Below are 18,750 nucleotides of genomic sequence, written 5' to 3' on the forward strand. Positions count from 1 at the left end.
GAACTTACTTACGCAGTTCTACGCGACGGTTCTGAGCCCAGGACTGCTCGTCGTTGCCAGTGGCAACTGGACGCTCTTCGCCGTAGGAGACCAGTTCCAGCTGAGCAGGGGAAACGCCCTGCAGAACCAGGTAGCGCTGAACGGCTTTCGCACGACGCTCACCCAGAGCCATGTTGTACTCGCGGGTGCCGCGCTCGTCGGTGTTGCCTTCCAGGACAACGCGGTTGCCGTTGGCTTTCAGGTCCTTGGCGTGAACGTCCAGAGCGCGCATGGCTTCTGGCTTCAGGTCCGAGCTGTCGTATTCGAAGTAGAAGGTGGTGATTGCGCGCAGGGCAGCTTCTTCGCTCAGGGAGCCGTCAACAGCGCCAGTGTTGGCACCGTAGCCAGCGTTCGGATCAACAGCGCCTTCACCAGCGTTGTCACCGCCTTTCGAGGAGCAACCTACAGCTACGGCCATGGCCAGAGCCAGCGCAGCAAATTTACCAAACTTCAGCATTTCCATCGTGAAACTCCTAATGAAACCCCAGTGTGTTAAGCAAAACGTGTTACGCCGCAATCAGTTCAGGAAAGGGGACCAGGACGGTTCTCTGACTTCGCCTTGAGCGGTAGGAAGTGGGAGCCTCACACGGCCGTTAAGCGACACGAGCATCAAGACTCCCCGGCCCTGCTGGCGGGTGGCGTAGATTAGCATGGTGCCGTTGGGCGCAACAGTGGGCGACTCATCAAGACTTGTTTCCGAGAGAATCTTTACACTTCCGCGCTGCAAGTCCTGTGCCGCCACTTTGAAGTTGGTGAAACCTTGCTGGCGATGGATCATGACCAGGGTCTTTTCGTCCGCCGACAGTTTCGGGTTGGCGTTGTAGTTACCCACGAACGTTACACGCTCGGCACCACCACCGCTGACCGACTGTTTGTAGATCTGTGGCTTGCCGCCACGGTCGGAGGTGAAGTACAGGGTGTTGCCATCCTTGCCCCAGAACGGTTCGGTGTTGATACCCGGGCCGGCAGTTACGCGGCTGATCTGGCGCGAGGCCACGTTCATCACGTAGATGTCCGGGTTGCCGTCCTTGGACAGCACGAACGCCAGGCGCGAACCATCAGGCGACCAGGCTGGTGCACCGTTCAGGCCTTCGAAGTTGGTCACCTGCTCGCGGCGGCCGGTATCGATGTTCTGCACGAAGATGCGCGGGCGCTTCTGCTCGAACGAAACATAGGCGATACGCTTGCCATCCGGTGCGAAGCGTGGCGACAGGATCGGCTCACGCGACTGCAGCAAGGTCACCGCACGGGCACCGTCGTAGTCCGAACGCTGCAGGGTGTAGCGGGTGTTGTTGGTAGAGAAGCGCTCGGCCGTCACGTACAGCATGCGGGTAGAGAACGCACCCTTGATGCCGGTGAGTTTCTCGAACGACTGGTCGGCAATGTAGTGCGCCATGTCGCGCAGCTGGTCGGTGCTGCCCGCCACGCTGCCGGTCAGCACTTGCTGCTCGGTGGCGACGTTGAACAGTGCGTACTGCACCTGCAGGCGACCGCCGGACGGCACGATGCTGCCGACCATCACGTACTGGGCACCCAGCGCTTTCCAGTCACGGAAAATGACTTCGCTGCCTTGGGTCGGCTGGCTGATCATGTTCTGACGCGGAATCGGCGAATAGTAGCCCGAGTTGCGCAGGTCGTTGCCGATGATGTCGGCCATGTCTTCTGGCAGCACACTGCCACCCTGCAGACCGAACGGCACTACCGCGATGGGCGTGGCCCGATCGCTGCCGCTGGTGACCAGGATGTTCTTTTCCTCTGCCATGGCCATGCCGGCCACGCAGCAGAGCATGACCAGCATTCCTCGAAGGAGTTTAATCACAACGCTAGATCCTCAGGTGTAAATGTCATCTTGAACGAACGATAACGGTTGAAATCGCTCGGCTTCATACCCTGCATCTCGGTCAAACGACCAATGTTCTTCACTGCTGCCACCGCCGAACTGTCGAACGGACCATCGCCACTGGACTTGATCACGCTGACACCGGTGATGGTGCCGTCCGGCAACATGTTGACCTGCAGGGTCACCGTCATGCCCTTACGCGCGGAAGGCGGACGAGCCCAACCCTCGGCCGCGCGCATACGGATCAGGTCGTCGAAGTCGCCGGCCACCTGGTCACCCTGCTCGTCAGCCAGGGCCTGCTGCCGCTCGGTGGTGTCGGACAACAGCTCGGCCAGGGCCTGAGCTTTCTTGTCTTCAGCCGACTTGCGGGCCGCTTCCTGTGCCTTCTTCTTCTGAGCATCTGCAGCGGCCTTTTTCTTGGTCTCTTCAGCTGCCTTCTTCTTAGCGTCCTCGGCCGCCGCTTTCTTCTTGGCGTCCTCGGCTGCTTTCTTCTTCGCGTCCTCGGCGGCCTGCTTCTTGGCCTCCTCGGCTGCTTTTTTCTTGGCTTCTTCCTCGGCCTGCTTCTTCGCCTCTTCCTCGGCCTTCTTCTTGGCGATGTCGGCCTGCTGCTTCTCGGCGGCCTTCTTCGCCTCTTCAGCCTTCTTGGACTCGGCGGCTTTCTTGGCTTCGGCAGCTTTGGCAGCTTCCTCGGCCTTCTTCGCCTCGGCGGCTTCGCGCGCTTCCTCAGCCTTTTGAGCGGCGTCGGCTTTCTTTTGTTCCGCGGCCTTGATGGCCTCCTGCTCGACCTTCTTCTGCTCCAGCTGCTCGACTTCAGTCTGGCGCGAGGCGGTTTTCTTCGCTTCCCCGGCAATCTTCTGATTGGTCTGGGTGGTCGCCTGGCTCTTCGACTTGAGCTGATACAGCGTAGCCTGAACGATCGGCTTGGAAGGCGGCAGTTCAGGCGTCATGGCAAAGCTGACGAACAGCAAGGCGAACACCAGCACATGCAGGCCGATGGCCCAGACACTGGGCCAGAAGTAGCTTTCCGAGGCGGATGGCTCTCGCTGTTGCATCAGGGCGCCTCGGTAATCAGGCCAACGTTACCGACACCGGCCTTCTGCAACCCGCCCATGGCGCCCATGACGGCGCCGTAGTCGACAGCCTTGTCGCCACGAATGAAGACCTGGGTCTGCTTGCCCTGGTCGCGACCGGCGGCAATGATCTTGGTCACTGCGCTGGTCATGTCCGGCAAGGTCATGGCCTTGTCCATCTGCTTGTCGGTGTCGACTTCGCTACCGAGGTTCCAGTAGTAGGTCTTGTCGGCCTTGATGGAGATGGTGAGGATCTGGACGTTGTTGTCCTGCGGCAAGGCTTCGCTGGAAACCTTGGGCAGGTCGACCTTCACGCCCTGGTTGAGCATGGGCGCCGTCACCATGAAGATGACCAGCAGCACCAGCATCACGTCGATGTAGGGCACCACGTTCATCTCGGCGACGGGCTTGCGTTTGTGGCGAACTCGGGCCATGGGCTTCTACCTGATTACTCTTCGCTGGTGTGCACTTTGCGGTGCAGGATCGCCTGGAACTCGTCGGCGAAGGTGTAGTAACGGCCGATCAGCACTTCGCTGCGGGCAGCAAAGCGGTTGTAGGCAATAACGGCCGGGATGGCCGCGAACAGACCAATGGCGGTGGCCACCAGCGCCTCGGCGATACCTGGGGCAACAGTGGCCAGAGTGGCCTGCTGCGCGCTGGCCAGACCGCGGAACGAGTTCATGATGCCCCATACGGTACCGAACAGGCCGATGTACGGGCTGGTGGAACCGACAGTGGCCAGGAACGGCAGGCTCTGCTCGAGTTTTTCCTCTTCACGCGAGATGGCAACACGCATGGCTCGCGCCACACCTTCCATGACCGCGTCCGGGTCCACACCCGGCTGCTGGCGCAGGCGCGAGAACTCTTTGAAGCCGGCGCGGAAAACCTGCTCCACACCGGAATCCGGGTCCGGGTTGCTGCCTGCCTGACGATACAGCTTGGACAGGTCGATACCCGACCAGAAGCGCTCCTCGAAGGCATCCAGCGCACGACGACCGGCGCGCAGCATGGTGCTGCGCTGGAAGATCATGATCCATGAGGTGACCGAGGCGGCCACCAGGGTCAGCATTACCAGCTGTACCACCACGCTGGCATTGCTGACCAGACTCCACATGGAGGTATGGTCGACGACGTTAGCTTCCACGCTTATTCTCCTGCGTTCGATTGATTACCCGAGCCGTCCGCCGCAAAGGCATCGCGCAGCTCCGGGGGTATGGCTCGGGGTTTGAAAGTGTCGGCGCGCACGGCGGCCACCAGGAACTGCCCTTCACAGAGCAGCGTTTCATCTTTTTCCCGCCAGACCTGCTGCACGAAGCGCAGGCTGGCGCGATTGAGTTCAAGTACTTGCGCGGTGACCCTCAGCTCGTCGTCCAGGCGTGCCGGCGCGTGATAGCGGGCTTCACTGGAATGAACCACGAACAGCAGATTGTCCTCGGCCAGTTGCGCCTGGGAAAACCCCAGATGCCGCAGGCGCTCGGTGCGCGCGCGCTCCATGAATTTCAGGTAATTGACGTAATACACCACGCCACCGGCATCGGTATCCTCGTAATAGACACGACAACGGTGTGCGAACGGTTCCAGGCCTTTTAGCGCGCGCATACTCTAGTGCTTACTCCTCAGCTTGCCAATCCGCTGCGGCAACTGTTTTTTCTTCATTAATGTCGTATTGCCAGCGCACCATGGGCATGCCAGCGGTAGGACCACGAAAAGCCGGTTTTGATCTGTCATTCATCGCCTGGCTCGGAAAATTCACCCGCGCCGCCCAGGCTGCCAGGCACGTTCAAGCCAAAGTGCAGATAAGCGTGCCGGGTAACCACACGGCCACGCGGCGTGCGCATGATGTAACCCTGCTGGATCAGGTAGGGCTCAAGCACATCCTCGATGGTGTGGCGCTCCTCGCTGATGGCCGCAGCCAGGTTGTCCACCCCCACCGGGCCACCGTCGAACTTCTCGATCATGGTCAGCAGCAGGCGACGGTCGGAATGGTCGAAGCCGCGCTCATCGACGTCCAGCAGATTCAGCGCCATGTCGGCCACCGCCTTGGTAATCTGGCCCTTGCCGCGTACTTCGGCGTAGTCGCGCACCCGGCGCAGCAGGCGGTTTGCGATACGTGGCGTGCCGCGGGCGCGACGGGCGATCTCGTAGGCGCCGTGGTCCTCGATGGCCAGGCCAAGGATGTTGGCCGAACGACTGACGATGGTTGCCAGGTCCTTGTCGCTGTAGAACTCCAGGCGCTGGACGATACCGAAGCGGTCACGCAACGGGTTGGTGAGCATGCCGGCGCGGGTGGTGGCGCCAACCAGGGTGAACGGCGGCAGGTCGAGCTTGATCGAACGGGCTGCGGGGCCTTCGCCGATCATGATGTCGAGCTGAAAGTCCTCCATCGCCGGATACAGTACTTCCTCGACCACCGGAGACAGGCGGTGAATTTCATCGATGAACAGCACATCGTGCGGTTCGAGATTGGTCAGCATCGCTGCCAGGTCGCCCGGCCGTTCGAGGATCGGCCCCGAGGTGCTTTTTACCGACACGCCCATTTCGTGGGCGATGATGTTGGCCAGGGTGGTCTTGCCCAGCCCGGGCGGGCCGAAAATCAGCGTGTGGTCGAGCGACTCGCCACGCCCCCGCGCCGCCTGGATGAATAACGCCATCTGCTCGCGTACCACCGGCTGGCCGATGTATTCGTCCAGGCGCAACGGGCGGATCGCACGGTCCTGGACTTCTTCACGGTCGCGGCCACTGGCGGCGATCAGGCGGTCGGCTTCGATCACTTGGTAATCATCCCTTTAAGGCTGCGACGAATGAGCTCTTCACTGCTCAGGCCGGCCTTGTCCTTGATTGCGGCAATGGCCTTGCTCGCTTCCTGCGGCTTGTAGCCCAAGGACACCAGGGCACTGACTGCATCGGCCTCGGCGGAGGACTCGCTGGCCACCGGCAGCGGGCCATCGGAGACCAGGGTGAACATTGCCGGGGAGGTTTCCCAGGCCTTGAAGCGGTCCTTGAGCTCGACCAGCAGGCGCTCGGCGGTTTTCTTGCCGACCCCGGGCACGCGCACCAGAACCGAAGCATCCTGGACTTGCACGCAGCGCACCAGTTCGTCCACTTCCAGGCCGGACATAAGCGCCAGCGCCAGCTTCGGACCCACGCCATTAAGGCGGATCAGCTCGCGAAACAGTTCGCGCTCGCGCTTCTCGGCAAAGCCGTAGAGCAAGTGAGCGTCTTCGCGCACCACCAGGTGGGTGTGCACGGTAACCGGCTCGCCGACCTTGGGCAGGCGATACAGGGTCGTCATCGGCACTTCCAGCTCATAGCCCACGCCGTTGACGTCGATAATCAGGTGTGGCGGCTGTTTTTCCGCCAGGGTGCCGCGCAAACGTCCAATCACGTTCCGATCCTTCCTCTCGGGGAGCCGGTCGAAGACCGCTCAACCCTATCAGCAAATGCGCCAGGTGAACGTTTCACCCGAACAAAATGTGTATCAGCTCATGAAGCGCCTACAGACGCAAGCGCCCGCCGCGTCGGCGTGCCGTGGCCAGGCCGTGGGGCACCAGGCTGGAGCGGGTATGGGCATGGCAAAGGGCAATGGCCAGGGCGTCGGAGGCGTCGATCTGCGGCTTCTGGGTCAACTTGAGCAAATGCATGACCATCAGCATCACCTGCTCCTTGTTTGCCCCACCGCTGCCAGCGACCGCTTGCTTGACCTGAGTGGCACTGTACTCGGCGATTTCCAGGCCGGCTTCTGCGGCGGCAACGATGGCCGCCCCTCGGGCCTGGCCAAGCTTTAGCGCAGAGTCGGCGTTGCGTGCCATGAACACCCGTTCGATGCCCATGGTCACTGGGCCGTGCTGGGCGATGATTTCACTGACACCGCGAAAAACGATCTGCAACCGCTCGGGCAACTCGCCGCTGCCGGTGCGGATGCAGCCCGACGCCACGTACTCGCAACCACGGGCAGTCTGGCGAACCACACCGTAGCCGGTGATGCGCGAGCCGGGGTCGATACCAAGAATCAGAGTCATAGCGCCTGCGAGTTCAAAATGTACCGGCCTATTCACGGGCAAGCCCGCTCCCACAGAAATCGCACCGCACTTGAACCGGGTGCAATACCTGTGGGAGCGGGCTTGCCCGCGAAAAAGCCCTGTAAGCCAAGCGCAAAATCTTAGCCGAGTTTTTCCATGATCTCGTCGGAGATCTGTGCATTGGAGTAGACGTTCTGCACGTCGTCCAGGTCTTCGAGCATGTCGATCAGCTTGAGCACCTTCTCGGCGCCCTCCTGATCCAGCTCGGCACTGGTGGTCGGCTGCATGACGATTTCTGCGTCGGCGGCCTTGAAGCCCGCCTCTTCCAGCGCGTTACGCACGGCGTAGAAACTGTTGAACGAGGTGAACACCTCGAACGAGCCATCGTCGTTGGCCACCACGTCGTCGGCATCGGCCTCCATCGCGGCTTCCATCAAGGCATCTTCGTCGATGCCCGGGGCGAAGCTGATCTGCCCCTTGCGCTCGAACAGATAGGCCACAGAGCCGTCGGTGCCAAGGTTGCCGCCACACTTGGTGAAGGCATGACGCACGGCGGCAGCGGTGCGGTTACGGTTGTCGGTCATGGCCTCGACCATGATCGCCACGCCACCCGGGCCGTAACCTTCGTAGCTGAGCTCTTCGACGTTGTCGCTTTCGTTGGTGCCAGCACCACGGGCCACGGCGCGATCGATGATGTCGCGACTCATGTTGGCGCCCAGGGCCTTGTCCAGCGCCAGGCGCAGACGCGGGTTGGAGCCCGGGTCGGCACCACCTTGCTTGGCGGCAACGGTCAGCTCACGGATCCACTTGGTGAAGATCTTGCCTCTCTTGGCATCCTGGCGCTCTTTGCGGTGCTTGATGTTCGCCCACTTGGAATGACCAGCCATAACGACTCCGAATCCTTGAAACAGAAACAGGTTCCGCCCCGAAGGGCGGAACGTGGAAATACTGCGCCGAAGCGCCGGGGCGCACCCGCCGGGATGCGCCCGGGGCCGATTACTCGACCTTGGTCTGCTCGCGCAGACGAATGTGCAGCTCGCGCAGGGCCTTGGCGTCGACCATGCCAGGGGCCTGGGTCATGACACACGCGGCGCTCTGGGTTTTCGGGAAGGCGATCACTTCACGGATCGACTGGGCGCCGGTCATCAGCATGACCAGGCGGTCCAGGCCGAAGGCCAGGCCACCGTGAGGCGGCGCACCGAACTTCAGCGCGTCGAGCAGGAAGCCGAACTTCTCTTCCTGTTCCTCTGCCTCGATGCCCAGCAGGCGGAATACCGCTTGCTGCATCTCCTTGCGGTGGATACGGATCGAACCGCCACCCAGCTCGGTACCGTTCAGGACCATGTCGTAGGCACGGGACAGCGCGGTGGCCGGGTTGGCCTCGAGCTCTTCCGGGGTGCACTTCGGCGCGGTGAACGGGTGGTGCAGCGCGGTGAAGCTGCCGTCTTCGTTCTCTTCGAACATCGGGAAGTCGACCACCCACATCGGCGCCCACTCGCAGGTCAGCAGCTCGAAATCGTGGCCCAGGCGGATACGCAGCGCGCCCAGGGCTTCGCTGACGACCTTGAACTTGTCGGCACCGAAGAACACGATGTCACCATCGACGGCGCCAACGCGGTCGAGGATGTTGTTGAGGTTGGCCTCAGGGATGTTCTTGACGATCGGCGACTGCAGGCCCTCGACGCCTTTGGCGCGCTCGTTGACCTTGATGTAGGCCAGGCCCTTGGCACCGTAGATGCCGACGAACTTGGTGTACTCGTCGATCTTGCTGCGCGGCATGCTGGCACCGCCTGGCAGGCGCAGGGCGGTGACGCGGCACTTCGGATCGTTGGCCGGGCCGGCAAAGACCTTGAAGTCTACGTCTTTCAGCTGGTCGGCAACGTCGACCAGTTCCAGCGGGATACGCAGGTCAGGCTTGTCGGAACCGTAGCGGCGCATGGCCTCTTCGAAGGTCATGTGCGGGAATTCGCCGAATTCCAGGTCCAGCACTTCCTTGAACAGCTTGCGGATCATGCTCTCGGTGAGGCCCATGATCTCGGCTTCGTCGAGGAAGCTGGTCTCGATGTCGATCTGGGTGAATTCCGGCTGGCGGTCAGCACGCAGGTCTTCGTCACGGAAGCACTTGGCGATCTGGTAGTAGCGGTCGAAACCGGCAACCATCAGCAGCTGCTTGAACAGCTGAGGCGACTGCGGCAGGGCAAAGAAGCTGCCCGCGTGGGTACGGCTCGGCACCAGGTAGTCACGCGCGCCTTCAGGGGTGGCACGGGTGAGGATCGGAGTTTCGACGTCGAGGAAGCCGTTTTCATCGAGGAAGCGACGGATGCTGCTGGTGATGCGCGAACGCAGGCGCAGCTTGTCGGCCATTTCCGGGCGACGCAGGTCGATGAAGCGATAACGCAGGCGGGTTTCCTCGCCGACATCGGAGTATTCGTTCAGCGGGAACGGTGGGGTTTCCGCTTCGTTGAGCACGTTCAGCTGATAGCCGAGGATCTCGATGGCACCGGACGCCATGTTGGCGTTGACCGCGCCGTCCGGGCGCTTGCGCACCTTGCCGGTGATCTGCACGACGTACTCGCTGCGCACGCGGTCGGCGGCGGCGAAGGTTTCGGCGCGATCCGGGTCGAACACGACCTGGGCCATGCCTTCGCGGTCACGGATGTCGAGGAAGATCACCCCGCCGTGGTCGCGGCGACGATGGACCCAGCCGCAAAGGGTGACTTCCTGGCCGTCCAGGCTCTCGTTCAGTTGGCCGCAATAATGGCTGCGCATCATGATGGTGGTTTCGCTTCTCGTGATTCGTGTATTCGTTGGAGGCCTTGGCCGCCCGGAGGGCTAATACTGCAAGACCCGGCTACTGCAATTCAACTCAGTCGGCCTTGTCGCCGCCTGCCAGGTTCTTTTTCGCCCCGGTCTTGAAGTCGGTTTCGTACCAGCCATTGCCACTCAGGCGAAAACCGGGGACCGACAGCAGTTTCTTCAATGCCGGCGCCTGACAGGCCGGGCAGTCGGTCAGCGGCGCGGCGCTGATCTTCTGCAGCGCCTCCATCCGGTGATCGCAGGAAGCACATTGATAGTCATAAAGGGGCATGAACGTCTCTCGTCAACCACAACGCTGGCTGCCGGGGCAGCAAAAAGCGGGATTATATATGGTTAACCGACACTGCGCAGCCCGCCGGGCGATCAGCGTGCACTCGGCGGATCGAGCAGCCAGGCGACACAGATCACCCGGATCAGCCCGCTGAAGTTGCGCACCCCACCCTGACGCAGGTGCACTTCACGGTCGACATAAGACAGCACGGCACTGACTGAACACTGGTTCGCTGCGGCAATCTGCTCGAGGATACCCCAATACACCGCCTCCAGGCGCAGACAGGTGGAAAAACCATTCAACCGCACCGAACGCGACACGGGCTGAGTCTGCAACATGTCGAAATCGGCCTTGAACGGGTCGATGCACTGCTTGCCGGGCCAGCGCCCCATCCCCATCGCACACTTGATCGCTTGCATCGCGCCACTTCCTCAGCTCAATCAACTGGGGCCCAATGAAGCGCCGAGCGCAGCGCTCGAAGCAGCGGCAAAACCTTCCCGCACAAACGAAAGGGCCCGGCTGATATGGATTCAGCCGGGCCCTCACACAAGTCCTACACGATTAACCGATCATTTACCGTCGAGCAGAACCCGCAGCATCCAGGCTGTCTTTTCATGCACCTGCATGCGCTGGGTCAGCAGATCAGCGGTAGGCTCATCGCTGACTTTGTCCACTACAGGGAAAATACTGCGGGCAGTACGCACCACTGCCTCCTGCCCCTGGACCAGTTGGCGGATCATTTCGTCGGCATGCGGCACACCCTCTTCCTCCTTGATCGAGGAGTGTCGTGCATAGAAAGCATAGGAGCCTGGTGCCGGGAAGCCCAGCGCGCGAATCCGTTCGGCGATCGAGTCGACCGCCAGCGCCAGTTCGTTGTACTGCTCTTCGAACATCAGGTGCAGGGTGCGGAACGACGGACCGGTGACGTTCCAGTGAAAGTTATGGGTTTTCAGATACAGCACGTAGGTATCCGACAAGAGGCGGGAAAGCCCTTCGACGATGGACTTGCGATCTTCTTCGCTGATACCGATATCGATTGCCATGAAGTTCCCCTTTCCATAAGGCTTGATGATCAAGCGGGCCCGACACACTGTATCAATACTTGGCGCAATGCGCCCATGACACAGGGCAAGCCATCGGTGCCTGCCGCCTGCGGTTTGAGATACCCCCGCCTTTGCTGTTAAATAGGCACGGTGCCACCCGTGCGGACAGTCATTGCCGGGTGCATAGGCTGGCCCACCACGTGTTCGCGCTTTACACCTCATGCGCACCGTGCCGCCAGCTCTTCCTGTGATCGGCCTTATCAACTGTGAGCCAACCCATGTTCAAGATCGTCCATCTGGTGACGGGCGTTGCGGCTTTGCTGCTATCGCTCATGCCCAGCCTAAAACCCGACGCAACACCCTTCCTGCAGCAACCCGACGCGGTCTACCTGGCGCTGCTCGGCCTGCTCAACCTCCTGCTGGCCCCGGTCGTGCCGCTGTATTACCGCGGTGCGCGGCAACAGCTGCAATACCTGGCCTGCGCCCTGCTGGTGGTGGCCGTGGTCCTGCAGACCTTGACCCTGCTGGCACGCCCGGAAATGGGCAACCTGGCGGCGCTGGTCTGCGCCGCACTGGCCGTCGTCCTGCACCTGGTGGCGGGCTTCGCCCGTAGCAGCAAGAAAGTGCGCGCCAGCCAAGGCGCACCGCTGGAGGCCGGCAAGCGGGATACCGGCACGGTGAAGTGGTTCAACACCTCCAAGGGCTTCGGCTTCATTTCCCGCGATTCGGGTGACGACATCTTTGTCCACTTCCGGGCCATCCGCGGCGAGGGCCACCGCATTCTGGTCGAAGGCCAGCGCGTGGAGTTCTCGGTCATGCATCGCGACAAAGGCCTGCAGGCCGAAGACGTGGTCGCGGTCAACCGACGCTGACCCTGCACAGCCCTGGGGCAACCCCAGGGCTGCCACCCTCAGTAGTGCGGCGGCGGCGCCTCTTCCCCTTCACTGCCGTATTGCCCGACCATTTCTTCATGACGCTTGATCAGCTCGGCCATTTGTAGCTGCAAGCGCTCGATGACCCGCCCCTGCTCGACCACCACATCATTCAGCGCCTGGATCGTGTCGTCCTGGAACGCCTGACGGGTTTCCAGTTCAATAATGCGCGACTCAAGCGACATGTCAGGCCTCCTGGTAATCGAGAGCAAGGAGAGCAAGGAGTGCACGCACGCGCTGACGAATGGCATCCACCTGCTCCGGTGTGTACCCGACGGCAGGTACCTTGCCCCAGACCGGCGCTGGCCAGGCTGCATCGCCATGGCGGCGAACGATCACATGCATGTGCAGCTGGCTGACCACGTTACCCAGGGTGGCAACGTTCATCTTGTCAGCCGCAAACTCATGCTTGAGCACTTCGGCCAGGTAGGTGGTTTCTTTCCACAGCTGCGCCTGGTCTTCCTGGCTCAAGTCGAACAGTTCGCTCACACCTGCGCGCTTGGGCACCAGGATAAACCATGGGTAGTTCGCATCCTTGCTGAGCAACAGACGGCACAGTGGGAAGTCGCCAAGGACCAGAGAGTCCTGCTGTAAACGCGAATCCATATCAAACACAATCAATCTCCAGCAATAAACCTATTGCGCCAAGGATACCCTGCTTCGCCCCAGCCGACATGCGCCAGGCGCAGGACTGCACGCTTTAAGTTCATGAATCACCACGACTTGCACAACGCCGGTAACACAGCGCTACTTTTCGCACCAAAATGAGGCCACAAAAGTGTGCGGCAATACGCTTCTACCCACATCAATGACTCAGGATCAACAGTTGCCGGTAACACATTGACTTTTATGGCAGCTTTTTCTTTTAACGTACACATTCAACCTGGCACACCATCAGACAACTCGCAGCCCGTGTTTTCGGCACTTTTCGACCTTTGCCAGCACGGCTTGTGAAAATTTCATGAACCGTTGTTAATTTTGAGCACGCTTGTTGCATTCTCTTCACGCCAAGTCGGCACGGCACCTGCATAGACCAGGTGACGCGACAAATAACAACAGCGAAATTGGATACACCAGGGAGTTTCCCTAGCCGGAATCTGTACTTACAGAATCGTTACGGCACTGGAACAGCGCTGGAGTTGTACGACCCAGTTAATCGGGGCGTGATTTGCGACATGGAAATACCTAAAAGCGACATGGCCATAAAGTTCCCGAAATGGAGATTTTTGCCATATCGCCAACAACAGTCAGCGTGCTATACATTTCCGCCGACATAACAAGAAAGAGCTGCCCCATATAACTAAAAGACTTGGGCGCAGCGGTACTCTTCCTAAAAACCAAAGGAGCAAATCACGATGCGCGTGATGAAGTGGAGCATGATCGCCCTGGCCGTTGCGGCAGGGACCTCGCAGATGGCAGTGGCTTCGTCCCAGGACGATTCCAAGGGTTTCCTCGAAGACAGCAAGCTGAACGTCAAGACTCGCATGCTGTACTTCAGCCGTGACTTCCGTAACAACGAGCGCGACCCTATTACCGGCGATCGTCAGAGCCGCGTTGAAGAAACCGGCCTCGGCTTCCTCGGCACTTACGAGTCTGGCTTCACCCAAGGTGTGATCGGCGTGGGCGTCGATGCCATCGGCATGCTCGGCGTGAAACTGGACAGCGGCAAAGGTCGCCACAGCACCGGCCAGTTCCCGACTGACGCCGATGGCCGTGCGCAGGATGAGTTCTCCGAAGGCGGTGCAGCGGTCAAACTGCGCATCTCCGATACCGTGCTGAAAGTCGGCGACCAGTTCACTGCCATGCCAGTGCTCGCGACCGATGACAGCCGCTTGCTGCCAGAAGTGGCTCAGGGCGCGCTGATCACCAGCAACGAAATCAAAGGCCTGACCCTCAACGCCGGTCACTTCACCGCGCTGAACGCCCAGTCCGAAACTTTCCATGACAGCCTGCACCTGAAGCAAGCCGACGTTATCGGTGGCACTTACGCCTTCACCGACAACCTGTCCACCAGCCTGTACTACTCCAAGGTCGAAGACTACTGGCGCAAGTACTACGCCAACGTTAACTGGGCGCTGCCGCTCTCGGACAAACAAGGTCTGGTGTTCGACTTCAACATCTATGACACCAAGAGCGATGGCCAAGGCCTGCAGCGCGCCGAGAAAGATGGCGTGACCAAGCTCGACAACCAGGCCTACAGCCTGTCGGGCGCTTACAACATCGGCGCCCACACCTTCACCCTGGCCTACCAGAAAGTGCACGGTGACGGCGACTACGGCTACGGTGTGGACGGTGGCGGTACCATCTTCCTGGCCAACTCCGTGGCCCGTTCCGACTTCAACGCCGAAGACGAGAAATCCTGGCAGGCTCGCTACGACCTGAACTTCGCCGAGTTCGGCGTGCCTGGCCTGACCTTCATGACCCGTTACGTGCGTGGTAGCGATGCCAACACCGGTTCCACCAGCAATGGCAAGGAATGGGAACGCGACGTGGACGTCAAGTACGTGCTGCAGGAAGGCCCTGCCAAGGACCTGAGCTTCCGTGTCCGTCAGGCCACCTACCGCTCCAGCGATGGCGTTTACTACGGTTCGAGCTCGATCGACGAACTGCGCCTGATCGTCGAGTACCCGCTGAGCATCCTGTAAGCCTGGCTTATAGTGCCCCGCACCTGAAAAAGCCCGGCACACTCGCCGGGCTTTTTCTTGGCTGACAACTGCCACGCCCTGGGGCATTCTGTACGCCTTCGTTTCGCCCCCGTACAATGCGGGGCTATTTCAACGTCTTAGGCAATCGACACGGCTAACCATGCGCACCAGTCAATATTTGCTCGCCACCCAGAAAGAAACCCCTGCCGACGCAGTGGTCATCAGCCATCAGCTCATGCTGCGTGCCGGCATGATCCGCAAACTGGCCTCCGGCCTGTACACCTGGCTGCCGATGGGCCTGCGGGTGATGCGCAAGGTCGAGAACGTTGTGCGCGAGGAAATGAACGCCGCCGGCGCCCTGGAAGTGCTGATGCCAAGCATCCAGCCTGCCGAGCTGTGGCAGGAATCCGGCCGCTGGGAACAATACGGTCCCGAGCTGCTGCGCCTGAAAGACCGCCACCAGCGCGACTTCTGCGTCGGCCCGACCCACGAAGAAGTGATCACCGATCTGGCCCGCAACGAGCTGTCCAGCTATAAGCAGCTGCCACTCAACATGTACCAGATCCAGACCAAATTCCGTGACGAGATTCGCCCACGCTTCGGCCTGATGCGCGGCCGCGAATTCATCATGAAGGACGCCTACTCCTTCCATGCCGACCAGGCTTCCCTGCAGGAAACCTACGACCGCATGCACCAGGCGTACACCAACGTCTTCACCCGCCTGGGCCTGGACTTCCGCCCTGTGCAGGCCGACACCGGCTCCATCGGTGGCAGCTACTCCCACGAATTCCACGTCCTCGCCGAGTCGGGCGAAGACGACGTAATCTTCAGCGACAGCTCCGATTACGCCGCCAACATCGAGAAGGCCGAAGCCGTCCCGCGTGAAACCGTGCGCCCTGCTCCTGCCGAGGAACTGCGCCTGGTCGACACCCCGGAAGCCAAGACCATTGCCCAGCTGGTGGAAAACCACGGCCTGGCGATCGAAAAGACCGTCAAGACCCTGATCGTGCGCGGCGCCGAAGAGGGCAAGCTGGTCGCCCTGATCGTCCGCGGCGACCACGAGCTCAACGAAATCAAGGCCGCCAAGCTGGAACAGGTTGCCGACCCGCTGGTCATGGCCACCGATGCCGAACTGCGCGAGGCCATCGGTGCCGGCGCCGGCTCGCTCGGCCCGCTGAACCTGCCGCTGGAAATCGTGATCGACCGCTCGGTCGCCCTGATGAGCGACTTCGGCATCGGCGCCAACATCGACGACAAGCACTACTTTGGAGTGAACTGGGAGCGTGACCTGCCGGTTCCACAGGTTGCCGACCTGCGCAATGTCGTCGAAGGCGACCCAAGCCCGGACGGCAAGGGTACCCTGGTGATCAAGCGCGGCATCGAAGTTGGCCACATCTTCCAGCTCGGCACCAAGTACAGCGAGGCACTCAAATGCCAGGTACTGGGCGAGAACGGCAAGCCGGTAACCCTGTCCATGGGCTGCTACGGCATTGGCGTGTCCCGCGTGGTCGCCGCTGCCATCGAGCAGAGCTACGATGACAAAGGCATCATCTGGAACGACGCCCTGGCACCGTTCCAGATTGCCCTGGTACCACTGCGTTACGAAACCGACGTGGTCCGCGAGGCAACCGACAAGCTTTACGCCGAACTGACCGCAGCCGGCTTCGAGGTGCTGCTGGACGACCGCGACAAGAAGACCAGCCCCGGCATCAAGTTCGCCGACATGGAGCTGATCGGCATTCCACACCGCATCGTCGTCAGCGACCGCGGCCTGGCCGACGGCAACCTGGAGTACAAGCACCGCACCGAGCAGGAGGCCCAACCGCTGCCGCTCAATGAAGTGCTGACCTTCCTGCAGGCCCGCGTTCGCCGCTGATAATCAATGCACGAGTAATCATGTCCAAGCGAAGTACCTTTACCCTGGGGGGCGCCGCACTGTGCGGCACCCTGCTCGTCAGCGGTTGCGCCAACCAGATGTCCCAGCGCAGCGACCATGAGGAGCGCGTCGAGCGCAAGCTGCTCGAACACACCCTGCAGATCGATGTCGGCGAGCCGAAGGTGATGGAGCTTCCGCAACGGCGTGTGCGCATCCATGAACAGAAGCGTTTCGAGGTGACCGAGTACGAGGTCACCCGTCGCTACGACCGTTACACCCCTTACCAGCCCTGGCGGGAGATCTACGAGATCCCGCTGGGTGCGGTAGCTGTGGTGGCTGGGATAGGGGCCAACGTGGTCAACGTGTTCGCCCTCGGCAACCTGCCGCAGAGCATGACCCACGACTGGCTCAGCTATGGCGTGGATGGCCTCAACCCGTTCATGAACACGCCGTCCAACGGGCGCGCTCAGCAGAACCTGGCGGGCATCAGTGAAGTGCAGAAGGACAAGCGCGAAGAATTCACCAGCGTGCCCTGGAGCGAGCGCTTGGTCGAAGTCAAGGCTGGCAAGATGACCCACGAGCTGACCACCGACAGGAACGGCGTGTTGCGCCTGAACCTGCTGGACAGCCCATTCTCGGAACAGCACCTGAATCACGTCGGCACCCTGCACATGCAAGTGGTCGACGAGGACAACGGCGTGCGTGGCGATGCCAGCCTGCTGGTCAGCGCTACCTTGCGCAACAAGCTGCGCGAAGCCCATGAGCTGATCTTCGATGACCTCGAGGATGACGATGTCGGCCAGTGGGTACACCGGGTCAAGCGCTTGTCCGAGCTGGGCCTGGAAGAGGAAGCCAGCGAGATGGAGCAGAGCCTGATCGAGCTGACACGCAACGATCCGGAACTGCAGCAGGAATTCCTGACGGCGCTGACCAAGGCCACTGGCCGGTTGGTCGCCGACCCAGGCGTGCAGTAACTATATAGAAGGGGCTGCTTTGCAGCCCCTTTCATTTGGCTGGGAACAACTCCAGCTGCTCATGCGCCCCGCGCAGGTCCCGCAACCTTACCCCCACCCCCAACAAGCGCACCGGTTTGCCACCGCGAGCGAACGCCTGACGCAGCAACTGGCGGTAGCTTTCCAAGTCCCTGCCCGCCCCCGCCTGCTCCATGGTCGTCTGGCTGAAGTCATGGAACTTGACCTTGACGAACGGCTTGTCCGGGCGGTAACTGCTGTCCATTCGGGCAATCCGCTCATTAAGGCTGTCGAGCAGCTCAGGTAGGCGCTCAAGGCAACTGGCCAGGTCCGGCAGGTCGTTGTCATACGTGTTTTCGACGCTGACCGACTGCCTACGGCTATCGTTGTGAACGGCACGCTCATCAATCCCACGCGCCAACCCCCACAGTCGCTCGCCAAAACTGCCGAATTCGCGCGCCAACGCCAACCGCGACCACTCTCGCAAGTCAAGACAGGTATCGATACCCAGGCGGTTCAACTTGTCTGCGGTCACCTTGCCCACACCATGCAGCTTGGCCACCGGCAAGGCAGCAACGAACGTCTCGACCTGGTCCGGGGTAATCACGAATATACCATTGGGTTTTCGCCAGTCGCTGGCGATCTTGGCCAGAAACTTGTTTGGCGCCACCCCCGCAGAGACGGTGATATGCAAGGTACGGGCGACCCGACGGCGAATGTCTTCAGCAATTCGTGTAGCGCTTCCCGCGTACCACTGGCTGTCACTGACATCCAGATACGCTTCATCCAGTGACAACGGCTCGATCAACTCGGTGTAGTCACGAAAAATGGCGTGAATCTCGCGCGAAGCTTCCCGATAGGCTTCGAAGCGTGGTTTGACAATCTCAAGGTCGGGGCAAAGCTTGAGGGCATGCCGGGAGGACATGGCTGAGCGCACGCCATAGGCACGCGCCTCATAATTGCAGGTGGCGATCACCCCGCGACGGTCCGGGGAGCCCCCCACTGCCATGGGGCGACCGGCCAGACGCGGGTCATCACGCATCTCGATAGCGGCGTAAAAGCAATCGCAGTCGATATGGATGATCTTGCGCAAGGACATTGATGACGGCCACCACTGTAAATTCATACAGATATTAGCGCATGCTGCTGACGCAGAGACAGCCTGCTTCGATAATCGGCTTGTAAGCCGCGTCGCGCCTGAGTCGCAGCCTTACATTGACGCTAAGA

The 18,750-nt window shown here is 61.0% G+C and carries 21 protein-coding genes; 4 read left to right on the plus strand and 17 right to left on the minus strand.

Translation table 11 applies throughout. From position 1 onward, the window contains the following. Positions 1-4: 4 nt before the first annotated feature. The 14 genes from pal to BUQ73_RS19885 form a co-directional block, all read right to left on the minus strand. On the minus strand, positions 5-502 hold the full coding sequence (gene pal, locus BUQ73_RS19820) for a peptidoglycan-associated lipoprotein Pal (RefSeq protein WP_023381906.1): 498 nt from the start codon (positions 500-502) through the stop codon (positions 5-7). A 54-nt stretch (positions 503-556) separates the two neighbouring features. After that, positions 557-1,837 carry a Tol-Pal system beta propeller repeat protein TolB gene (tolB, locus tag BUQ73_RS19825; protein WP_192858727.1) on the minus strand — a complete coding sequence of 427 codons (1,281 nt, stop codon included), beginning with the start codon at positions 1,835-1,837 and terminating at the stop codon, positions 557-559. Positions 1,838-1,854: 17 nt separating this feature from the next. After that, positions 1,855-2,931, minus strand: coding sequence for a cell envelope integrity protein TolA (tolA, locus tag BUQ73_RS19830; RefSeq protein ID WP_079229350.1), 1,077 nt, complete (start codon positions 2,929-2,931; stop codon positions 1,855-1,857). Further along, on the minus strand, positions 2,931-3,383 hold the full coding sequence (gene tolR / locus BUQ73_RS19835) for a protein TolR (RefSeq protein WP_008090221.1): 453 nt from the start codon (positions 3,381-3,383) through the stop codon (positions 2,931-2,933). The genes tolA and tolR overlap by 1 nt, the downstream gene beginning before the upstream one ends. Positions 3,384-3,397: 14 nt before the next feature. Continuing rightward, positions 3,398-4,093, minus strand: a complete 696-nt coding sequence (gene tolQ, locus BUQ73_RS19840; RefSeq protein WP_027919953.1) for a protein TolQ — start codon at positions 4,091-4,093, stop codon at positions 3,398-3,400. A 2-nt stretch (positions 4,094-4,095) separates the two neighbouring features. After that, positions 4,096-4,548 (minus strand): tol-pal system-associated acyl-CoA thioesterase, encoded by a 453-nt coding sequence (ybgC, locus tag BUQ73_RS19845; protein ID WP_027919954.1) that lies wholly within the window; start codon positions 4,546-4,548, stop codon positions 4,096-4,098. Positions 4,549-4,673: 125 nt separating this feature from the next. Continuing rightward, complete coding sequence (gene ruvB / locus BUQ73_RS19850; RefSeq protein WP_027919955.1) at positions 4,674-5,720, minus strand: Holliday junction branch migration DNA helicase RuvB; 1,047 nt, start codon at positions 5,718-5,720, stop codon at positions 4,674-4,676. Continuing rightward, positions 5,717-6,334 carry a Holliday junction branch migration protein RuvA gene (gene ruvA, locus BUQ73_RS19855; protein ID WP_079229351.1) on the minus strand — a complete coding sequence of 206 codons (618 nt, stop codon included), beginning with the start codon at positions 6,332-6,334 and terminating at the stop codon, positions 5,717-5,719. The genes ruvB and ruvA overlap by 4 nt, the downstream gene beginning before the upstream one ends. A gap of 109 nt (positions 6,335-6,443) precedes the next feature. Beyond that, entirely contained in the window at positions 6,444-6,968 is a 525-nt protein-coding gene (gene ruvC / locus BUQ73_RS19860) for a crossover junction endodeoxyribonuclease RuvC (protein WP_079229352.1), read from the minus strand. A gap of 140 nt (positions 6,969-7,108) precedes the next feature. Then, positions 7,109-7,855 (minus strand): YebC/PmpR family DNA-binding transcriptional regulator, encoded by a 747-nt coding sequence (locus tag BUQ73_RS19865; RefSeq protein ID WP_027919958.1) that lies wholly within the window; start codon positions 7,853-7,855, stop codon positions 7,109-7,111. A gap of 109 nt (positions 7,856-7,964) precedes the next feature. Beyond that, complete coding sequence (gene aspS / locus BUQ73_RS19870; RefSeq protein ID WP_027919959.1) at positions 7,965-9,740, minus strand: aspartate--tRNA ligase; 1,776 nt, start codon at positions 9,738-9,740, stop codon at positions 7,965-7,967. A gap of 94 nt (positions 9,741-9,834) precedes the next feature. Then, positions 9,835-10,056, minus strand: a complete 222-nt coding sequence (locus BUQ73_RS19875) for an FmdB family zinc ribbon protein (RefSeq protein WP_027919960.1) — start codon at positions 10,054-10,056, stop codon at positions 9,835-9,837. Positions 10,057-10,148: 92 nt separating this feature from the next. After that, positions 10,149-10,475 (minus strand): ribbon-helix-helix domain-containing protein, encoded by a 327-nt coding sequence (locus BUQ73_RS19880; protein ID WP_079229353.1) that lies wholly within the window; start codon positions 10,473-10,475, stop codon positions 10,149-10,151. Positions 10,476-10,625: 150 nt separating this feature from the next. Then, positions 10,626-11,099: a Dps family protein gene (locus BUQ73_RS19885; RefSeq protein ID WP_027919962.1), complete on the minus strand. Its 474-nt coding sequence runs from the start codon at positions 11,097-11,099 to the stop codon at positions 10,626-10,628. A 278-nt stretch (positions 11,100-11,377) separates the two neighbouring features. On the opposite strand from BUQ73_RS19885, the gene BUQ73_RS28845 reads away from it, so the two are divergent. Beyond that, positions 11,378-11,971, plus strand: coding sequence for a cold-shock protein (locus tag BUQ73_RS28845; RefSeq protein WP_079229354.1), 594 nt, complete (start codon positions 11,378-11,380; stop codon positions 11,969-11,971). A gap of 38 nt (positions 11,972-12,009) precedes the next feature. Here BUQ73_RS28845 and BUQ73_RS19895 read toward each other — a convergent pair whose 3' ends face one another. Together BUQ73_RS19895 and BUQ73_RS19900 are read right to left on the minus strand one after the other, a co-directional pair. Beyond that, on the minus strand, positions 12,010-12,216 hold the full coding sequence (locus BUQ73_RS19895) for a SlyX family protein (RefSeq protein ID WP_027919964.1): 207 nt from the start codon (positions 12,214-12,216) through the stop codon (positions 12,010-12,012). Position 12,217: 1 nt separating this feature from the next. Then, complete coding sequence (locus BUQ73_RS19900) at positions 12,218-12,646, minus strand: HIT family protein (RefSeq protein WP_079229355.1); 429 nt, start codon at positions 12,644-12,646, stop codon at positions 12,218-12,220. A gap of 740 nt (positions 12,647-13,386) precedes the next feature. Here BUQ73_RS19900 and BUQ73_RS19905 point away from each other — a divergent pair. The 3 genes from BUQ73_RS19905 to BUQ73_RS19915 all read left to right on the plus strand — a co-directional run bounded on the left by BUQ73_RS19905 (position 13,387) and on the right by BUQ73_RS19915 (position 17,526). Beyond that, positions 13,387-14,676, plus strand: a complete 1,290-nt coding sequence (locus BUQ73_RS19905) for an OprD family porin (protein WP_079229356.1) — start codon at positions 13,387-13,389, stop codon at positions 14,674-14,676. 160 nt (positions 14,677-14,836) lie between these two features. Further along, positions 14,837-16,552, plus strand: a complete 1,716-nt coding sequence (locus BUQ73_RS19910) for a proline--tRNA ligase (RefSeq protein WP_079229357.1) — start codon at positions 14,837-14,839, stop codon at positions 16,550-16,552. A 20-nt stretch (positions 16,553-16,572) separates the two neighbouring features. Beyond that, the gene (locus tag BUQ73_RS19915) at positions 16,573-17,526 is read left to right on the plus strand and encodes a hypothetical protein (RefSeq protein ID WP_079229358.1); all 954 of its coding nucleotides are present in this window, start codon (positions 16,573-16,575) and stop codon (positions 17,524-17,526) included. A gap of 31 nt (positions 17,527-17,557) precedes the next feature. Here BUQ73_RS19915 and dinB read toward each other — a convergent pair whose 3' ends face one another. Beyond that, positions 17,558-18,616: a DNA polymerase IV gene (gene dinB / locus BUQ73_RS19920; protein ID WP_192858728.1), complete on the minus strand. Its 1,059-nt coding sequence runs from the start codon at positions 18,614-18,616 to the stop codon at positions 17,558-17,560. Between the last annotated feature and the right edge of the window lie 134 nt (positions 18,617-18,750).

Origin of the sequence: Pseudomonas putida (assembly GCF_002025705.1) — a bacterium.
Taxonomy (GTDB): Bacteria; Pseudomonadota; Gammaproteobacteria; order Pseudomonadales; family Pseudomonadaceae; genus Aquipseudomonas; species Aquipseudomonas putida_J.